The organism is Micromonospora sp. Llam0 (assembly GCF_003751085.1).
Classification (GTDB): domain Bacteria; phylum Actinomycetota; class Actinomycetes; order Mycobacteriales; family Micromonosporaceae; genus Micromonospora_E.
Map to the genome: position 1 here is coordinate 1473387 of NZ_RJJY01000002.1, position 17206 is coordinate 1490592.

15 protein-coding genes are annotated in these 17206 nt (G+C 72.3%); 7 read left to right on the forward strand and 8 right to left on the reverse strand.

The window, feature by feature from the left end; all coding sequences use genetic code 11:
* Positions 1–51: 51 nt before the first annotated feature.
* Both EDC02_RS34185 and EDC02_RS34190 read right to left on the reverse strand, forming a co-directional pair.
* Positions 52–1365 (reverse strand): ABC transporter ATP-binding protein, encoded by a 1314-nt coding sequence (locus EDC02_RS34185; protein ID WP_123607368.1) that lies wholly within the window; start codon positions 1363–1365, stop codon positions 52–54.
* Positions 1366–1491: 126 nt separating this feature from the next.
* Complete coding sequence (locus EDC02_RS34190) at positions 1492–3414, reverse strand: glycosyltransferase (protein ID WP_148083754.1); 1923 nt, start codon at positions 3412–3414, stop codon at positions 1492–1494.
* 111 nt (positions 3415–3525) lie between these two features.
* On the opposite strand from EDC02_RS34190, the gene EDC02_RS34195 reads away from it, so the two are divergent.
* Positions 3526–5010 carry a hypothetical protein gene (locus EDC02_RS34195; protein ID WP_123606294.1) on the forward strand — a complete coding sequence of 495 codons (1485 nt, stop codon included), beginning with the start codon at positions 3526–3528 and terminating at the stop codon, positions 5008–5010.
* 7 nt (positions 5011–5017) lie between these two features.
* Here the strand turns inward: EDC02_RS34195 and EDC02_RS39920 are convergent, their stop codons facing one another.
* A complete protein-coding gene (locus EDC02_RS39920; protein WP_148083755.1) occupies positions 5018–5224 on the reverse strand; it encodes a hypothetical protein in 207 nt (68 codons plus the stop codon).
* 57 nt (positions 5225–5281) lie between these two features.
* Between EDC02_RS39920 and EDC02_RS34200 the strand changes: the two genes are divergently transcribed.
* Entirely contained in the window at positions 5282–7141 is a 1860-nt protein-coding gene (locus EDC02_RS34200) for a S8 family serine peptidase (RefSeq protein WP_123606295.1), read from the forward strand.
* A gap of 365 nt (positions 7142–7506) precedes the next feature.
* On the forward strand, positions 7507–8139 hold the full coding sequence (locus tag EDC02_RS34205; protein ID WP_123606296.1) for an N-acetyltransferase: 633 nt from the start codon (positions 7507–7509) through the stop codon (positions 8137–8139).
* A gap of 113 nt (positions 8140–8252) precedes the next feature.
* Here the strand turns inward: EDC02_RS34205 and EDC02_RS34210 are convergent, their stop codons facing one another.
* Positions 8253–8720, reverse strand: coding sequence for an ArsI/CadI family heavy metal resistance metalloenzyme (locus EDC02_RS34210; RefSeq protein ID WP_123606297.1), 468 nt, complete (start codon positions 8718–8720; stop codon positions 8253–8255).
* Between the two features lie 78 nt (positions 8721–8798).
* Here EDC02_RS34210 and EDC02_RS34215 point away from each other — a divergent pair, with 78 nt between their 5' ends.
* From EDC02_RS34215 to EDC02_RS34225, 3 genes are all read left to right on the forward strand, one after another.
* A complete protein-coding gene (locus EDC02_RS34215; RefSeq protein WP_123606298.1) occupies positions 8799–9173 on the forward strand; it encodes a helix-turn-helix transcriptional regulator in 375 nt (124 codons plus the stop codon).
* A 61-nt stretch (positions 9174–9234) separates the two neighbouring features.
* The gene (locus EDC02_RS34220; protein ID WP_123607369.1) at positions 9235–9717 is read left to right on the forward strand and encodes a GNAT family N-acetyltransferase; all 483 of its coding nucleotides are present in this window, start codon (positions 9235–9237) and stop codon (positions 9715–9717) included.
* A 115-nt stretch (positions 9718–9832) separates the two neighbouring features.
* Positions 9833–10702 (forward strand): AraC family transcriptional regulator, encoded by an 870-nt coding sequence (locus EDC02_RS34225; protein ID WP_123606299.1) that lies wholly within the window; start codon positions 9833–9835, stop codon positions 10700–10702.
* Between the two features lie 66 nt (positions 10703–10768).
* On the opposite strand, the gene EDC02_RS34230 is transcribed toward EDC02_RS34225, so the two are convergent.
* Genes EDC02_RS34230 through EDC02_RS34240 form a run of 3 tightly spaced genes read right to left on the reverse strand, consistent with a single transcriptional unit; the run spans position 10769 to position 13170 of the window.
* The gene (locus EDC02_RS34230; protein WP_148083756.1) at positions 10769–11359 is read right to left on the reverse strand and encodes a hypothetical protein; all 591 of its coding nucleotides are present in this window, start codon (positions 11357–11359) and stop codon (positions 10769–10771) included.
* 42 nt (positions 11360–11401) lie between these two features.
* Complete coding sequence (locus EDC02_RS34235; protein WP_123606301.1) at positions 11402–12580, reverse strand: glycosyltransferase; 1179 nt, start codon at positions 12578–12580, stop codon at positions 11402–11404.
* On the reverse strand, positions 12577–13170 hold the full coding sequence (locus EDC02_RS34240; RefSeq protein ID WP_123606302.1) for a hypothetical protein: 594 nt from the start codon (positions 13168–13170) through the stop codon (positions 12577–12579). Before EDC02_RS34240 ends, EDC02_RS34235 begins: the two co-directional genes overlap by 4 nt.
* Positions 13171–13235: 65 nt before the next feature.
* On the opposite strand from EDC02_RS34240, the gene EDC02_RS34245 reads away from it, so the two are divergent.
* Complete coding sequence (locus tag EDC02_RS34245) at positions 13236–14834, forward strand: glycosyltransferase family 2 protein (protein ID WP_158632409.1); 1599 nt, start codon at positions 13236–13238, stop codon at positions 14832–14834.
* 28 nt (positions 14835–14862) lie between these two features.
* Here EDC02_RS34245 and EDC02_RS34250 read toward each other — a convergent pair whose 3' ends face one another.
* Positions 14863–17205, reverse strand: a complete 2343-nt coding sequence (locus EDC02_RS34250) for a glycosyltransferase family 2 protein (protein WP_158632410.1) — start codon at positions 17203–17205, stop codon at positions 14863–14865.
* Position 17206 lies beyond the last annotated feature (1 nt).

A 17206-nucleotide genomic window follows, 5' to 3' on the forward strand; every position in this document is an offset into this window, starting at 1 on the left:
CGGCGCGCCAGCCTGTAGTGACCGGTCAGTCACCCGTCGCCATCCGCCCACTCATCGCCAGCCGACGTCGATCCGGTCGCCCCGTTCATCGAAGAAGTGCAGGGCGTCCATCCGGACCGAGACGGCCAGCGGATGGCCGGGGGTGACCGCCGGGTACGGGGCCAGTCGCACGGCCAGTTCGGCCGGCCGGCGGTGGTGCCGCCCCGGGTCACTGAGCACGCTCTCCCGCTCCGGGCCGGACTCGGCCGACGGCTCGGCGACGGCCGCCCGGCCGACCGACCGACCGGTGAGGCGCTGCATCACGCCGCCGAACCGACGCAGGCGCCGGCCGGCACCGGCCGGCTCCACCGCCGTACCGGCGAGGTCGTCGACCACGATCGCGGTGGCCCCGATGTCGAGGTAGGCCAGCGACTCGTGGCCGTGGTGTTCGAGGAACCGGATCCGGCCCTGCAGCACGTCACCCGGGCTGCCGGGAGCGACCGGGGTCAGCGCCTCGGCCCGCAGGCCGACCACGATGCGTTCCCCGTGGTAGTGCGACACGGCCCGGGCCCGCAGATCGGTCCAGGGCAGGTAGAGGGTCTGTTCGCCCAGGTTGAGCGCCACGTAGCGGTCGAGATGGACGTAGACCGAGGCCTCCAGCAGGTTCATCCGAGGGCTGCCGAGGAACGCGGCGACGTAGAGGGTGGCCGGCCGGCCGTACACCTCGGTCGGGGTGCCGACGTCCTGCAGCACGCCCTTGCGCATGATCGCCACCCGGTCGGCCATGGTGAGCGCCTCAGCCTGGTCGTGGGTGACGTAGACGGTGCTGACGCCGAGCTCGCGGACCAGCCCGGAGATCTCCGCCCGCAACTCGGCCCGCAGCCCGCTGTCCAGGTTGGATAGCGGCTCGTCCATCAGGAACAGGCCGGGACGGCGGACGATGGCCCGCCCCATCGCCACCCGTTGCCGCTGGCCGCCGGAGAGCTGGCTGGGCTTGCGGGCGAGTACGTCGCCGATGCCCAACGCGCTGGCGACGTCGGCCACCCGCTCCTGCCGGGACGTCGTCTCCACTCCGGACAGGCGCAGCGGGAAGGCGATGTTGTCCTGCACCGACATGTGCGGGTAGAGGGCGAAGTCCTGAAAGACCATCGCGACCCGGCGGTCCCGGGGCGGAATGTCGTTGGCCAGCTCGCCGTCCAGCAGCACCGCACCGCTGCTCGGGTCCTCCAGCCCGGCGATCATCCGCAGCACGGTCGACTTGCCGCAGCCGGACGGGCCGAGGAGCACCATGAACTCACCGTCGTTGACGTCGAGGTTGACCTTGTCGACGGCGACGGTCCCGTCGGCAAAGACCTTGGATACATCCTTGAGCGCGACGGTGGTCACCGTCACCTCCCCCAGCCATCGGTTGCCGGCCCCCGAATGACTGTGACGAGCGCCATCGCCCTGGCACATCGGGTAAACGTGCCATGTTCATATTGTGACAGCTCGATTACCAGGAGATCGGATGGATTACCGAGCGGTTACTTCGGGTAGTCCGACCGGCGACGTACCGAACTCCGGGTGCCGGGGTACCCCGTCCCACTGCTGGCCACCCCGACGCAGGAAGTAGTCGAGACCGGCGTCCCAGGTGTGCCCGGCCGCCCGCCGTTCGTACAGGTAGCCGAGCGGATGGGTGCGGTAGATCAGCCCACCGGCGCGCAGCACCCGGTCCATCAGGCCACGGTCCACCGACCGGGGCACCGGCCGCCAACCACCGACCGCCTCCAGGTCACCGCGCGCCATCAACATCGTGCCGCCGGCCACCGGGGCGCCGTACGCCTCCGGCGGCACCGCCGCCCGGCGGACCGTGACCCCGAGCATCTGCAGCACCACGAACTCGGCGGCCTTGCCGACCAGCATCGCGCCCGAATACTCCCGGGCCAGCACCAGGTCCCAGATGTGCTCCGGGCCGTACACGTCGTCGTCGTCGACCTTGGTGACCAGGCTGCCCCGCGCCCGCGCGGTCGCCGCGCCCATCACCTCGCCGAAGCTGAACCCGGCGGGCGCGCTGAAGATCTGGATCGGCCGGCCACACTCACCGAGCCGCGCCCGCAGGTCCGCCGTCAACTCGATACCGTGCAGGCAGAGCACGATCTCCAACTCCGGGTAGGTCTGCCCGGCCAACTGCCGCACCACGTCCGGCAGGTACTCGGGACGCCGGGTGACCAGCACCGCGCTCACCGACGGCGGCGCCGCCAGCGCCGGGAAGGTGTCGGCGGTGACGTCACCGGCGGCGAACGCGGCGGCATGCCCACGCAACGCCGCCGACCGCTGCCGTACGCTGCGGATCTCCCACTCCAACGGATCCGCGCCGACCCCGGGCAGGTCGCTGCGCAGCACCGCCAGCAACGGCTCGGCCAGCCGGTCCGCCACCGCCGGCGGCAGTTGCGGCACCCGCAGCACGGCACCGGTCGCCGCCAGCTGGGCCAGCAGCGTCGCCTCCGCCGCCGGCGCGATCGCCGGCACGTCGGGGCAGATCAGATGGGTGAACCGGCGCATGGCCGCCAGCTGGTCGCCGGACAGCGGTACGCCGGCCAACCCGCCACGCGCCACCGGCACCGCACCGGCCGGCGGGGAATCCGCCCCGGCCGGTGCCAGGTCCGACCCGGCCGGGTCGGACTCAGCCGGCCGCACCTGCCAGCCCGGCACCGGGTCGCCGGGCAGGAACTCCAGCACCCCGGTCGGCTCCGTCGGCCCGTACCGGCGGCCCCGGCCGACCGGGTTCGCCACCGCCGAATCGATCAGCACCAGTGGCTGCCGGTTGGCTACCCGGGCGCCGGTGCCACCTGCGGTCACCGCCACCCCGACCAGGTCCGACGCGGCGGCCAACGTCGCCGCGTCCGGGGCGAGCACCACGTCGTACCCGCGGATCTCGGGGTTCGTCGTCAGCGCCCCGGTCACCGAATGGTTGGCGTCGACCGGCAGCCAGCCGGGCGCCACCCCGACCGCCGCGACGTCGGCGCTGGCCGGTCGGGGCAACGGCCGGACCGGCGCCAGCACCGCCAACGCGGCGGTGAGCAGATCGTGCAGCGGGACCGGCTCGGCCAGGTCGACGCTGAGCCGTGCGTTGCCGCCACCGCGCGGCAGCCGCACCCGGTGCCGCCGCAGACCCGGTACCGGGCCGAGGCGGCCGGACCAGCCGGCGGTCGGCGGACGCCAACGGCGTACCCGAACCACCAGCTGGCGGGTCGGCGTGGCCGCAGCCGGCTCAGCCAGCAGGCGGCGCAGCGCCGCCACCGAGTCGGCGTCCACCAGCGCCCGACGGGCCGTCCCGGTGGTCGGCCCGGACACCGGGCGGCCGTCCGGTCGATCGGTCAGCCGGACCCGCCACCACCAGCGCCGGTGATCGGGGCTCCCGCCGCGCACGACGCCACCCACCGCATTCTCCGCCACCCTGCGCCACCTTGTCGTTCCGGCTCGGAGCACCACGTCGGGCCGACGCGCGCGACGCCCGACCCACATCACGGCAGAGGCTACCGGCCAGGCTTCCGGTACGCTGCACGCGTGTCCCTGCCTGGTGCCGTGTCCGCCGCTCCGTCACCACACAACGACTGGACGCTGATCGCCCCCGTAGAGCCCGGTCACCCGGCACCCACCGCCCAGGTGAGCGTGCTGGTGGTCGGCGATGGTGGCGACCCGGCGGCCGCCGCCCGGACCGTCGCCGCGCTGCGCCAGCAGCGGTACCCGGACCGGCTGTTGCAGATCGTCACCGTCGCCGCCGACAGCGACTTCGCCGACCAGGTCGGCACCGCCAAGGGCGAAATCATCGTCCGGGTTCCGGCCGGGGCGGTCCCCGCACCGGACCTGGTCTCGGCGCTCACCCGCTGGCAACAGGCCAGCCCGGCGGCGGTCAGCGTCGCCGTACCGATGATCTTCTCCGGCCGGGCCCCGGACCCGGACGTGATCGTGGCCCATGCCAGCGCCGGCACCCTCGGCCAGCTCTTCCCGGGCAGTACGGTCGACCCCGGGCTGGCCCGGCTGCTCGACACCACGCATCAGCTCCGCACCGCCGACCATCTCGTCTTCCTGGCCGCCGCCGGCACCGGTTACGCCTTTCAGCGGGACCGCTACCAGGCCGGCTCCGACCGGTTCCAGGGCACCGACGTCGAGGTCGCCTACCGGCTGGCGCAGGCCGGGGCGGTGTTCGTACCCGAGCCGGCGGCGACGCTGTGGACGGCCGCCCCGGCGGATCCGGTCACCGCCGGGCAGCGGGCCGACGCCGAGCTGACCGACCTGGTGCCGTTCCCTCGCGAGCGTCGCCACCGACCCGGCCGGGTCTGGCAGGTGCCACTGGTGACCGCCGTGGTGCCGGTCGACCAGCCGTACCGGGTGGTCCGGTCCTGCGTCGACCGGCTGCTCGGCGGCGACGAGCGCGACCTGCACGTGGCCCTGGTCGGCGACTGGGCCGCAGCCGAGGCCGACAGCAACAGGGCCGACAGCAACAGGGCCGACAGCAGCGGAGCCGACCTGCGGCTGCTGGCCGCCGAGTACCGCAGCGAACCACGGGTACGGATGGTCAGCAGCGCTCCGGTGACCGCCTTTCCCGCGCCGTACCTGCTCCGGGTGCCGGCCCGGCTGGGCGTCGGTCCGCGGACCGTCGGCTCGCTGGTCGCGGCGATGGAGAAGTGGCGGTGCGGTCTGCTGCGGGTGCTGCCGGCCGGTGCCGGTGCCCCCACCCACGCCGTCGAGTTGTGGTCCACCGCAGCCCGCAGCCGGGCGCTGCACGCCGGTACCGCCGACGGCGCGCTGGTCGAGGCGGTCGCCGCCAGCCACGGTCAACGGTGGGAGACCGGCAGTGAGTACGACGTCGTCGACCTGACCGCGGCTGGGTCGGGTGCGGCGGGCGGCCCGGTGACGGCCGGACCGCGCGGCGGCCGACGGGCCGGGCAGACGGTCACCGTCGGTGGGGCCCGCAGCCTCGGCCGGGCGACCGTCTTCGTCGCCCGCAAGTACGCCCGCGGGGTACGCCGTCGGCTGGTCTCCCGCTGAGCCTCGATCAGCCGCCCCCGTCAAGGGCGACCATGAAACCAAGGACGATCATGAAAATTCCTTGTTTCGGGCCGCCCGGCACCACCCGATCTTCGGGCACGGCGTCGCAGGTGGGCGATGATCCCGCCGGTTCCATCGCACCAGTGGTATAGACGTTTCGGAATATAACTTCCCAGTGTCGGCTCAGATTACTCTCAGCAAGATCGGCGTTCACTGATCCGCTGTCACCGTCAGCGGACTGACGCCTGCCGATCTGATGGGAGGACGGGAGATGAATCTCCCCCGCAGGATCATCATCGTCGGTGCCACCGCACTGGCCATGGTGGCGGCAGTCACCGGACCGGTCACCGCCGCCGAACCGGAGGGGACGATCCGGCACGCCGGTGGACCGACCGCCGTACCGGACAGCTACATCGTGGTCTTCAAGAAGAGCGCGGTCACCCGGGGACAGGTCGCCGCGACCGCCCGCAACCTTGCCAGCCAGCACGGTCGGACAGTCGCCCGCACCTACACCGCCGCGCTGCGCGGCTTCGAGATCTCCGCCAACGCGAAGCAGGCGGCCCGGATCGCAGCCCACCCGGCCGTCGAGTACGTCGAGCAGAACCACACCGTACGGATCACCGACACCCAGCCGAACCCGCCGTCGTGGGGGCTGGACCGGATCGACCAGCGCGATCTGCCGCTGGATGACTCGTACACCTACCCGAACACCGCGTCCAACGTGCACGCGTACATCATCGACACCGGGATCCGGTTCAGCCACAACGACTTCGGCGGCCGGGCGGTCAGCGGCTTCGACGCCGTCGACGGCGGGTCGGCGGACGACTGCAACGGCCACGGCACGCACGTCGCCGGTACCGTCGGCGGCACCGCGTACGGCGTCGCCAAGGGTGCCACCCTGGTCGGCGTCCGGGTGCTGAACTGCTCCGGCAGTGGCACCACCGCCGGCGTCATCGCCGGGGTGGACTGGGTGACCGACAACGCCGAACTGCCGGCGGTGGCCAACATGAGCCTCGGCGGCGGCGCCAACACCTCGCTGGACACCGCGGTGCGCAACTCGATCGCCACCGGTGTCACCTACAGCCTGGCGGCGGGCAACAGCAACGCGAACGCCTGCAACACCTCCCCGGCCCGGGTCACCGAAGCCGTCACCGTCGGCTCCACCACCAGCAACGACGGTCGGTCCAGCTTCTCCAACTACGGCACCTGCCTGGACGTGTTCGCTCCCGGGTCGTCGATCACCTCGGCCTGGCACACCAGCAACACCGCGACGAACACCATCAGCGGCACCTCGATGGCCGCGCCGCACGTGGCCGGCGCGGCGGCCCTGGTCGCCTCGGTCAACCCCGGCTGGAGCCCGCAGGAGGTCCGCGACTACCTGTACGACAACGCGACCGTGGGCGCGGTCGGCAACCCGGGCAGCGGCTCGCCCAACCGGCTGCTGTACGTGGTCAACGACGGCACCCCGCCAGCGGACAACTTCTCCATGTCGGTCAGCCCGACGTCCGGCTCGACCACGCCGGGTGGTTCGGTGACGGCGACCGTCTCCACCGCCACCACTTCCGGCTCGGCGCAGTCGGTCAGCTTCTCGGCCAGCGGTCTGCCGAGCGGTGCGACCGCCAGCTTCAGCCCGTCGAGCGTCACCTCGGGCGGCTCGGCCAGCCTGACCGTCAGCACCTCGGCGAGCACCCCGGGCGGCAGCTACCCGGTCACCGTCACCGGCACCGGCAGCTCGGCGACCCGTACCGCGACGTTCACCCTGACGGTGATCGGCCCGGGCGGCAGCTGCACCGGCACCAACGGCACCGACGTGGCGATCCCGGACAGTGGATCGTGGGTGAGCAGCAGCATCGCGATCAGTGGCTGCAGCAGCACCCCCTCGTCGTCGTCGACGGTGGACGTCAACATCCAGCACACCTACCGGGGTGACCTGATCGTCGATCTGATCGCCCCGGACGGCTCGTCCTACCGGTTGAAGAGCTGGGCGTTCTTCGACGGCGCGGACAACGTGATCGAGACGTACACGGTGAATCTGTCGTCGGAGACCGCTAACGGCACCTGGCAGCTGCGGGTCCGCGACATCTTCAGCGGCGACACCGGCTACATCAACACCTGGTCGCTGGAGCTGTGACCCTGCCCCGGACCCGGTCGGATCGATCCTGACCGGGTCCGGCAGGCAGTTCACCGGATCGGGGGGCGTCGCGGACCTGCGACGCCCCCCGGTCCGGTGCGCGCCGGGCTCACGCTCGGCGGACACCCGGTCGCGTCAGGCGAGGAGGTACGCCTCCAGCCGGTCGGCCAGCTCCCGTGGTGGTTGAGCGCCGCCAGATGGCCACCACCGGTGTATCGCAGCATCAACCGCCGACAGTACGAGTGTCGGGCATCTGACCTGCCGTTACGCCATCCGGCCCGGCGCCACGGGCGTCATCTGCATGGCTCGGCCCACCGGCCGGGGCCACCCGTCACGCAGATACGCCGACCGCCAGGAGGCCGCTGATGACCGCGATCCACCCAGCCGCCGTGACGATCCGTACCGCCGGAGTGGACGACCTCCCGCAGGCCGCCACCCTGCTCACCGAGGCGTTCCTGATCGCGCCGGTGTCGCAGTGGCTGGTCAAGGACCTGGAGGCACGGGCGGAGATCTTCCGGACGCTGTTCACCATCGAGCTCGATCACGCCATCCGGGCCGGCGGCACGGTACACGTCGCCGGCCAGTTCAGCGGGGTCGCGGTCTGGCACCCGCGCGGGCGACGTACGCCCACCGAGCCGGAGACGGTCAGCGACCACGAGCTTCAACTGCTCACCGCGACCGGACGGTGGCAGCCCCGCTTCGCCGCGTTGGGCCGAATCCTGGCGGCACACCATCCGTGGCAGCCGCACTGGCATCTGGCCTACCTGGCGGTGGCGCCGTGGCGGCAGGGCGGTGGGTTGGGCAGTGCGCTGCTCCGGCACCACCACCGGCATCTGGACGGCTACGGCACCCCTGGTTACCTGGAGGCGACCACGCCCCGCAACCGGGACCTCTACCTGCGGCACGGCTACCGGCCGCACGGACCGGTCCGGCTGCCCGACGGCCCGCCGATCTGGCCGATGTGGCGCGAGCCCCGGCCCCGGAGCGTGGCCAGCTGACGGTGCCGACCCGGCAGGTGTGCCCGCCGGTCCGGGCCGGATGACCGCGCTCCGGGCCGGATGACCGCGCTCCGGGCCGGATGACCGCGCTCCGGGCCGGATGACCGCGACTGTTACGAGCAGCAGCCGCCCGCAGGCGAGCTGCCCGATCCGACGGCTGCGGGCTCCGCCGAGGTCTCCGAGGCGTCGGCGACGCCAGAGGCGCCGATGTCGTCGGAGTCGCCCTTGACCACGTACACCTCCCATGGCTCGTTGCCCGGGCCACGGACCCACACCTTGTCCTGCACCGCGTAGCAGCAGGAGGTGTCGTTTTCGGCAAGGGTGATCAGGCCGGCCTCGGTGAGCCGGTCGGTCGCGGCGGTGACCTGCGCGCCGTCGAAGACCTCGACCCCAAGGTGGTCCAACACGGTCGGCTGGTCGGGGGCGCCTTCGAGCAACACCAGCTTCAGCGGTGGCTCGGCGATGGCGAAGTTGGCGTAGCCGGGCCGCCGCTTGGCCGGCTCGACGCCGAACAGCTTCCTGTAGAACGCGACCGACGCTTCCAGGTCGGCGACGCGCAGGGCCAGTTGGACACGGGACATCCCGCACCTCCATGTTGATTAGACGAACATCTAGACAATGAGCTTGCGGGCTGACTCGACGATTGTCAAACTAGACGAGTGTCAAGACAAGAGTTGCCGGTCGTGCCGGACGCGTCGACCTGCTGCCCCCCGCTGACCGACCAGGCGCTGACCGACGACGCGGCCGCCAGCCTGGCCCGCGGCTTCAAGGCCCTCGGCGACCCGGTGCGGCTGAGGCTGCTGTCCCTGATCGCGTCCCAGGCCGGCGGCGAAGTGTGCGTCTGCGACCTGACCGACGCGTTCACCCTGACCGGGCCGACGATCTCGCACCACCTCAAGGTGCTGCGCGAGGCCGGTCTGATCGACTGCAAGCGCCGCGGCACCTGGGTGTACTACTGGATCGTCCCGGCCCGGGTCGCCGCCCTGTCCCGACTGCTCGACGTCCCGATCGCCGCTACCGAAGCTGCCCGATGACCGTTACCGGAGCGCCCCGGTGACCGCCGCCGACGAGGCACCACCGCTGGTCCTCGCCCCGATGTCCGACGCGCACCGCGACGCCGTACTCGACATCTACCGGCTCGGCATCGCCACCGGCAACGCCACCTTCGAGACCGAGCCGCCTTCCTGGGACAGGTTCACCGCCACCCGCCTGCCGGACCACCGCTGGGTCGCCGTCGACCCCGCCGCCGGGATGCACACCGTCCTCGGTTGGACGGCCTGCGCCCAGGTCTCGGACCGGTGCGTCTACGCCGGGGTCGTCGAGCACTCGGTCTACGTCCACCCCGATGCCCGCGGGCGCGGCATCGGCCGGCTGCTGCTCCAGCAGTTGATCGGCTCGACCGAGCAGGCCGGCATCTGGACCATCCAGTCCGGAGTCTTCCCCGAGAACACCGCCAGCATCGCCCTGCACCACAGGTGCGGTTTCCGTACCATCGGCACCCGCGAACGCATCGGCCGCCACCACGGCCGCTGGCGCGACGTCGTCCTCCTCGAACGCCGCAGCCCGATCGTCGGCTGACCTTCCGACCGGCGGCGCTCCAGGTCGGGCCGGTCGCGAATGATCGGATCGGGCCGCAATAGTCGGGCGCCACCGAGGTGCGTTCGGCCAGGCTGAACGGTGAAGGGGGTTCCTCGTGATCTCGGCACTCAACCGGCTGGTCGACCTCATCGAAGAGCACCTGACCGAGGAGTTCGACGTCGACGCGGTGGCCGGCAGGCTCGGCACGACCGAGTATCACCTGCGCCGGATGTTCTCGTCGCTGGCCGGCATACCGCTGTCGGAGTACGTACGCCGCCGCCGGATGACCGTCGCCGCCGCCGACCTCGTTCGCGGCGACGACGACCTGCTGAGCATCGCCATCCGGTACGGGTACGGCTCGACGGAGGCGTTCGGGCGGGCCTTCCGGGCCGTACACGGTGTCGGCCCGGGTGACGTCCGCCGCTGCGGCGGCCCCCTTCGCACCCAGTCACAGCTCAGGTTCCGCCTGACCGTCGAAGGGAACACCCCGATGCACACCCGAATCCTCGACCGGCCCGCGTTCCGGCTCGTCGGACACGCGGCCCGGGTCCCGCTGATCCACCACGGCGTCAACCCGCACATCCAGCGGCACATCGCCGCACTACCGGCCGAGGAGCACTCCCGGCTGAAGTCGCTCGGCAACGCCGAGCCGGCCGGACTGCTGCAGATTCTCCACGACCTCGACCCGGACAGCACCGAAGGCACCGAGCTCACCTACCTGCACGGGGTCGCCATCGACACGGACACGGCCGTCCCCGCCGACCTCGACTCCGTCGAGGTGCCGGTCGGCACCTGGGCGGTGTTCCGTACCGCCGGACCGCACCCGCAGACCCTGCAGGCCGCCTGGGCCGCGACCGCCACCGAGTGGTTCCCGTCCAACCCGTGGCGGCTGCGGCCGGGTCCGTCGATGGTCGCCTTCCTCGAACGTTCGGCCGACTTCAGCACCGCCACCTGCGAGCTGTGGTTGCCCGTCGAACCGGACTGACGGGCAGGACTGACGGGCAGGACTGACGGGCGGAGCTGACGGGTCGGGCGGCAGTTGTCCGGACCGTCAGGTCGCCGGGTCCGGCGTATCGGCCGCGTCATGCGCATCGGCCGGACCGCGCCGACGGCGACGCAGCAGCAGCCGGGCGACCAGTGCCGGCAGCAGATGCAGGACGACGACGAGCAGGCCCACCGGCACCGCCAGCTGACCGATCGAAAGTCCGTGCAACGCCAGCACCAGTGCCGCGCATCCGGCGGTGACCAGCGCGCCGCCGGACGCGCGGAGCAGCACCCGGCGGGTCGGCGGGTTGCCATCGGCCCCGTCGGTCGCTGTGGCCTGCCGCGACGTCAACGCCCCGACGACTGCCCAGACCGCGATCAGGGTGGCGAACTGCAGTGCCCAGACGGCGGTCGCCGCGACGCTGGCGTGGTTGGTGGACGCCGGCGCGGCGGTCGTCGCAACCGCGAAGACGACGAACGCCGGCAGCCAGGTGAAGGCGTAGACGAACACCGCCGCCCGTACGGCCGTCGCCGGCCTGGTCTGCCGGTCCCGCAGCGGCAGGACCTGCTCGGCGATACCGACCCGCACCTCGTCGGAGGCCCACACCAGTCTGCGGTCCGGACCCGACGGAGGCGCCGGTGGTACGGGGCTCGACATGCCGACAAGACTAGCGGCCAATCGATCCAATTAGGTACGCGGTCACGCCAGTGGGTCGAGGTGCCGCCGCAACTCGGCCGCGAACCGGGCGCTGACCTTGGCCGGGGCCAGATCCTCGACGTGGTCGCGGACCGCCGCACGGACCGGCTCGGCACGCTCCCAGGCCCCACCGGACTCGGTGATCGTCTCGGCGGTCTTGTCCGGGTCGGACAGGTCGAACCGGCGCAGCGCGGCGTCCGGCAGCAGACCACCGATGGTGGTGCCGGTCGACACGTACGCCGGCAGGCCGAATCCGGCGGTCAACGCCAGCGCACCGGAGTTCAGCGACGACCGGTACGGGTAGACGGCGGCGTCGGCCGCCCGCAGGAAGTACTGCACGTCGGTGTCGGATGCGAAGCCGGGATGGAAGATCACCGCCGGGTGCTCGGCGGCCCGGCGCATGAACTCGGGGCCGCCGGCCTCCTCGCGTACCTTGCCGGCGACCAGCCAGCGCAGCCGTGGGTCGTGCCGGACCGCGACGTCGAGCGCGTCGAGGAAGTCCCCGTGCCCTTTGTACGGCCGGACCTGTCCGAAGGTGACCAGCACCCGGGCGCCGAGCGGGATGCCGAGGTGGCTGCGGGCGGCGGGCCGGTCCACCCAGTCCGGGTAGGCGCCGGCGAAGGTGGGATGCGGGGCGATCACCACGCGTCGGGGCTCGGCTCCGAAGGTGTCCCGCAGGATGTCGAGGTGGCTGTCGTGCATCAGGTGCACCACGTCGGCGCCGGCGAGCATCACCTGGCGCAGCCGGGTCTCGGTCGCCCGGTGCACGGTCTCGTGCGGGAGCAGGTTGTGCACCGTCCAGACCAGCCGTACGCCCCGGTCGCGCAGGGCGTCCAGCCGCTTGGCGAAAGCGTCGACCGCTGCCTCGGCCTGGCTGGTGGTGGTGCAACCGGAGGTGACGTCGTAGAGCCAGTGCACGTGCAGCACCCGGCCGATGCCGTCGGGCAGCGCGGGCAGCAGTTCGTCCAGCTGGTCGAGCCGGCGGACCCGGATCGGCGTCAGGTTGCGCCGGGCGAACCGGCTGTACAGCAACGACTGGTACGGGTTGGCCATGTCGACCGGCCAGTGCAGCCAGGCGACCGGCGGGCGGTCGGTGTCGGACCAGTCGGCGGCGGCCAGCGCGCTCAACGCGTCGTCGAGCAGGTGTCCGGCGGAGGCGCCACGGCCCCAGGGAACGATCACGGCTGCCCACCGTACCGTGCACCGGTGCCGGCGGCGACCGCTCGGGCGACGGATGTGCTGGCCGGGTCGCCGGCACGCACCTCGGTGACACCGCCGGTCGCCGCGAGTCGGGTGAGGACACTGGTGGTGAGCTGGTCTCGCAGGTCGGAGGGCAGCCCCGCCCAGGCGGGGCGCCAGTAGGGCAACGCTCCGGGTCGGCCGGTGACGGTGGCCTCGATCGGAGCTGCCGGATCGGGTCGGTGCAGGGTGAGCCGGACCGCGTCGTCTGCTTGAGTCGACCGGTCGGCGACCGACTCTGGCTCGGCCGGCGGACCTACGGGCCGGTCGGTCGTGGGCGGCGGGTCGGCGGCCGGGGCCGGGGCGCCGACGCCCACGGACCGGACCCGCCGCTGCTCGGTCTCGTTCGCCGCCCCGCGCTGCACCAGCCGGAGCAGTGCCGCCGTCACGCCCTGACGATCGCCCTTGCGCTCGGCGATGCCGACGAAAAGACGGACATCGCTCGCAGTAACGTTCGGGCTGTAGAGTTGCGCCGCCGGCCGGCCGGCCCTGCGCTGCAACCGACCGACCATCCGCCGTGCCGGGCGCAGCACGCGACGTACTCTACGCATAAGGGTCACCGATCCAGATTACCCAGTCGTGACGTGAGGTGAACGCGGTGCCATCCCCGACGGTCAGCGTCGTCGTGCCGGTCTACAACACAGAGAAGTGGCTCGCGGAAGCGCTCGGATCGATCGACCGCCAGCCGGGCCGGGACCTGATCGAGGTCGTCGTGGTCGACGACGGCTCGACTGACGGGTCAGCCGAGGTCGCCCAGCGGTACGCCGACCAGGCCACCGCGGTGCGCTACGTCCGGCAGGACAACGCCGGACTCGGCGCGGCCCGCAACCACGGCGTACGCCTCGCCGCCGGCCGCTACCTGGCATTCCTCGACTCGGACGACATCTACCCGGACGGAGCGCTCAGTCACCTGACCGGGCTCGCCGACCGTCACGAGGCGGCGATCGCCGTCGGCGACATGCAAGGGCTGCCGCCCCGGCCGAACCCCGCCTGGCGGCGGGAACTGCTCGCCGGTGAGCGGGTGGTCGAACACATCGCGCACGCCCCGGACCTGGTTGGCAACCCCTCGGCCTGCAACAAGATCTTCCGCCGGGATCTGGTCGACGCCCTCGGCGTCAAGTTCACCGAGGGCACCGCGTTCGAGGACGTGTTGTTCACCATTCCGTTCCTGGCCAGGTCGCCCCGGACGATCCTCACGCCCCGGCTGAGCTACCTCTACCGGCAGCGGGGGGACAACTCCTCGCTGATGGATTCCCGCAGCCAGCCGGCCCGGATCATGCAGCATCTGACCATCATCGAACGGCTCGCCGACGAGGTGCGTGACCTGCGCCCCGACGACCGCGAAGCGGTGCACCGGTGGATCGCCTACGTGCAGCTGCACTACGCGTGGCGGGCGGCGGCCGGCTGCGACGATGACCAGCTCGCCGAGTTCACCGCCCGGATGCACAGCCTCTTCAAGGACATCCCGACCGATGTGGCCAGCGAGTTCGTCGGCAACGCCGGGGCCGGGTTACGTGCCGTCGCGATCTACGAGCAGGACGCCGCGACGGTTCGCCGGCCACGCACCAGTCGACCGCTGCGGGTGCACGCCGGCCAGCCGTACCTCGGGCACCCCGACTTCGACACCTACCGCGACCTGCTCCGGGTCCGTGAGGTGACGGTCAGTGTGCACGGCCTGCGCGACAGTCGGCCGGTCACCGGCCCGACGGTCACCGTCCACGGCACGGTGCGCTGCGCCGGCATCGACGGCGAACCCGGTCAGGTCCGCTCCGATCTGCTGCTGGAGATCGGTGACGGGCTGCTCCGCCAACCGGTCACCGTCGAGGACCGCAAGAGCAACGATCTGCGCTGGTCCTGCCGGCTGGCCGCCGGCGAGCTGGCCCCCGGCCGGTACCCGGTCCGGCTGGTCGTCCGGGACAGCGGTCGCGAGTACGCCGTACCGCCGGGTCCGGAGCGCGGCGGCCGGGGCACCCTCGGCACCCGACCGACCCGGGTCGGCACCCGGGTGCTCTGGCTGACGCCGGACGCCGCCGGGCCGACGCTGGTCGTCACCGACGGCACCGCCGGCACCCTGGCCCGCAGTCCGCAGTGGCTGTCCGAGATGGGTGCCCGGCAGAGCCGGAACCTGCTCCGCCGGGCATGGCGGACGGCACGGTCCGGTCGGCGGCGGCTGACGTCCCGCCGTACCGACAGCTGACCGGTCGCGGCCGTCGGGCCGATCGCCGTCAACTGGCCAGCAGGGCGATCCGGTGCAGCCGGTCCGGCTCCAGTCGCAGCCGGAGCGGCTGCCTGCCGCCGGTGCCGTCCGCTCGGCCCAGGCCGTCCCGGATACGCAGGGACACCGGCAGGTCGCACACCTGGTCAGCCGCGCCCGGTTGGTAGCCGAACCACCAGCGGCCCGGTTCAAGCTGGTCCGGGCCGGCGGCCGGCACCCGGACCTGCCAGCCTTCGTCGACGCTCTCCACCGGCAGGTCGCGGTCCGCCGGGGCGGCCGCGTCCCGCAGGTCGTCGGCGTGCCGCAGGACAACCAGGGACGGCAGGTCACCAACCGCGCACTCACCGCCGATCGTCACCCCGCCCTGATCTACAGTCGCCCAGGTGGCCACCGGACCGGTCGGCAGCATCCGGATCGTCAGGCTGCCGTGATCCCCCGGCTCCACCAACGGGCCCGGGCGCCCACCGACCGGGTGCAGATCGACGAAGCCCTCCCCGACCGGCAGTTGTTCGTCGGTCCGGTCGGCGCCGAGCCGGTAGCCGACCAACCAGCCCGACACCGGATCACCGACCGGCGCCGGTCGCTGGACGGCAGCCCCGGCGAGCAGATCCGCGAGCGGGATCCGACAGCTGAAGACAGCTCCGGTCGCCTCGTCGGTGTCCCGGCCGGCCGCCGCCGGATCGGCGGCGGGCCGGGCGGATCCGCCGACGGCGGTCGGGTAGCGCCGCCACACCACCGCCGGCGCCCGGGACAGGGACAGGGCCGTCGGCGGTGCGACACCGGCGGCGGCTGTTCCGCTGATCACCAGGCTGTCGTCGTCGACCTCGGCGGCGGTGGCCCACACCCTGGGTCGTTCGACCCGCAACCGCAGCGCACCGTCGTACAGCACCGGCACGATCCGTACCCCGGGTGCCACCCAGGTTGCGGGAAGGGCCGGCTGGATCTCGCCGACCTTGACCGGTGCGCTGACCGGCGGTCCGGCCGGGTCGACGACGCCGGTCATCACCAGCCAGGTGCCGGTCCGCCATCCTGAGCTGGGCCGCAGCGCCGACGTACGGAACGATGCGTCGAACCCCGACCCGGCCGGCAGGTCGTCGGCCGACTGGCACGACACCGAGCCGCGACCAGCGAACACCCGCGAGTGGGCCAGGCCCGGCACGCGCCGCCCGGGACGGCCCCGCTCGCGCAGCCACAGGGCGCGTAGCCGGAGCCAGGGTGCGCCGGCCACCTGCGGCGCACGGTAGACGTGCCCGGAAATTCGCAACCGGCCGTCCCGCCAGGCGACCGACCGCAGGGCGGTACGCAACTGCCGGTCCGGCCGGTACAGCTGTACCGGAACGTCCGGCACCACCGGCGGTTGCTGTCCGAGCCGGGTCGCCGCCACCACGGTGAGCAGCTCGGCGAGTCGACCGTCGCTAGCCAACCGCCAGGCCACCCGCAGTCCCGGTTCGAGCCGGTCCGGCACCGACGGGTCGACCTCGGCGAGGAACTCGCCGGCCAACTGCAGGAAGCGCTGCCGGTACGCCTCGTCCGGCACGTCCGGCAGCAGGTGCAGGAACATCCGCAGGTCGCTGCGTAACGCGATGGTGTCGTAGTGGTTCTTCATCTTACGGTTGCCGAGCGCGGCGAGTGACCGGCTGGCGCTGCGCACCGCCGCGAACCGGTCGACCAGGTTGGTGATCTCCGTCTGCCGTTGACTGATCGACTCCTCGGCACCGGCCTCGCGCTGGCGCCAGTGGTAGACCGGGGTGCTCAGCACGTCGATCTTCGCGGCCAGAGCGTACGCCGGAACGGTCACCGGGATGTCCTCGTACCGCACCCCTTCGGGAAACCACAGCTCGTTGCCGGTCCAGAAGTCCCGCCGGAACACCTTGTTGCAGGCCAGCCGGTCGTAGAACAGGTTCCGGCGGCGACGTAGCCGGGCACCGAGCCGGGTCTGCCGGTGGGTGCCCCGGTGCAGCGGAGACTGCCAGAGCCCGCGTGAGTTGAACAACAGGACGTTGCCGGAGGCGATCTGCGAACCGGTCGACTCCAGCGCACCGACCAGCAACTCGAAGGCGTACCGGGGAAGCACGTCGTCGCTGTCGACGAACGCCAGGTAGTCGCCGCTGGCCGCGCGGATTCCGGTGTTGCGGGCCGCGCCCAACCCTCGGTTCGGCTGCCGGATCAACCGGAACCGGGGGTCGGCCTCGGCCCGCGCGGCGGCGATCGCACCGCTGTCGTCGGTGGAGCCGTCGTCGACCAGGACGAACTCGATGTCCGGGTGGGTCTGGTCGGCCAGCGAGTCGAGGCACTCCGGCAGGTAACGCGCCACGTTGTAGATCGGTGTGACGACGCTGAGCAGTGCGCCCACC

Bases quoted from the DNA above. Each gene is read 5' to 3' on its own strand.
- EDC02_RS34230 (WP_148083756.1), bottom strand. From the start codon at position 11,359: ATGTCGAGCCCCGTACCACCGGCGCCTCCGTCGGGTCCGGACCGCAGA.
- EDC02_RS34210 (WP_123606297.1), bottom strand. From the start codon at position 8,720: ATGTCCCGTGTCCAACTGGCCCTGCGCGTCGCCGACCTGGAAGCGTCG.
- EDC02_RS34220 (WP_123607369.1), top strand. From the start codon at position 9,235: ATGTCCGACGCGCACCGCGACGCCGTACTCGACATCTACCGGCTCGGC.
- EDC02_RS34200 (WP_123606295.1), top strand. From the start codon at position 5,282: ATGAATCTCCCCCGCAGGATCATCATCGTCGGTGCCACCGCACTGGCC.
- EDC02_RS34205 (WP_123606296.1), top strand. From the start codon at position 7,507: ATGACCGCGATCCACCCAGCCGCCGTGACGATCCGTACCGCCGGAGTG.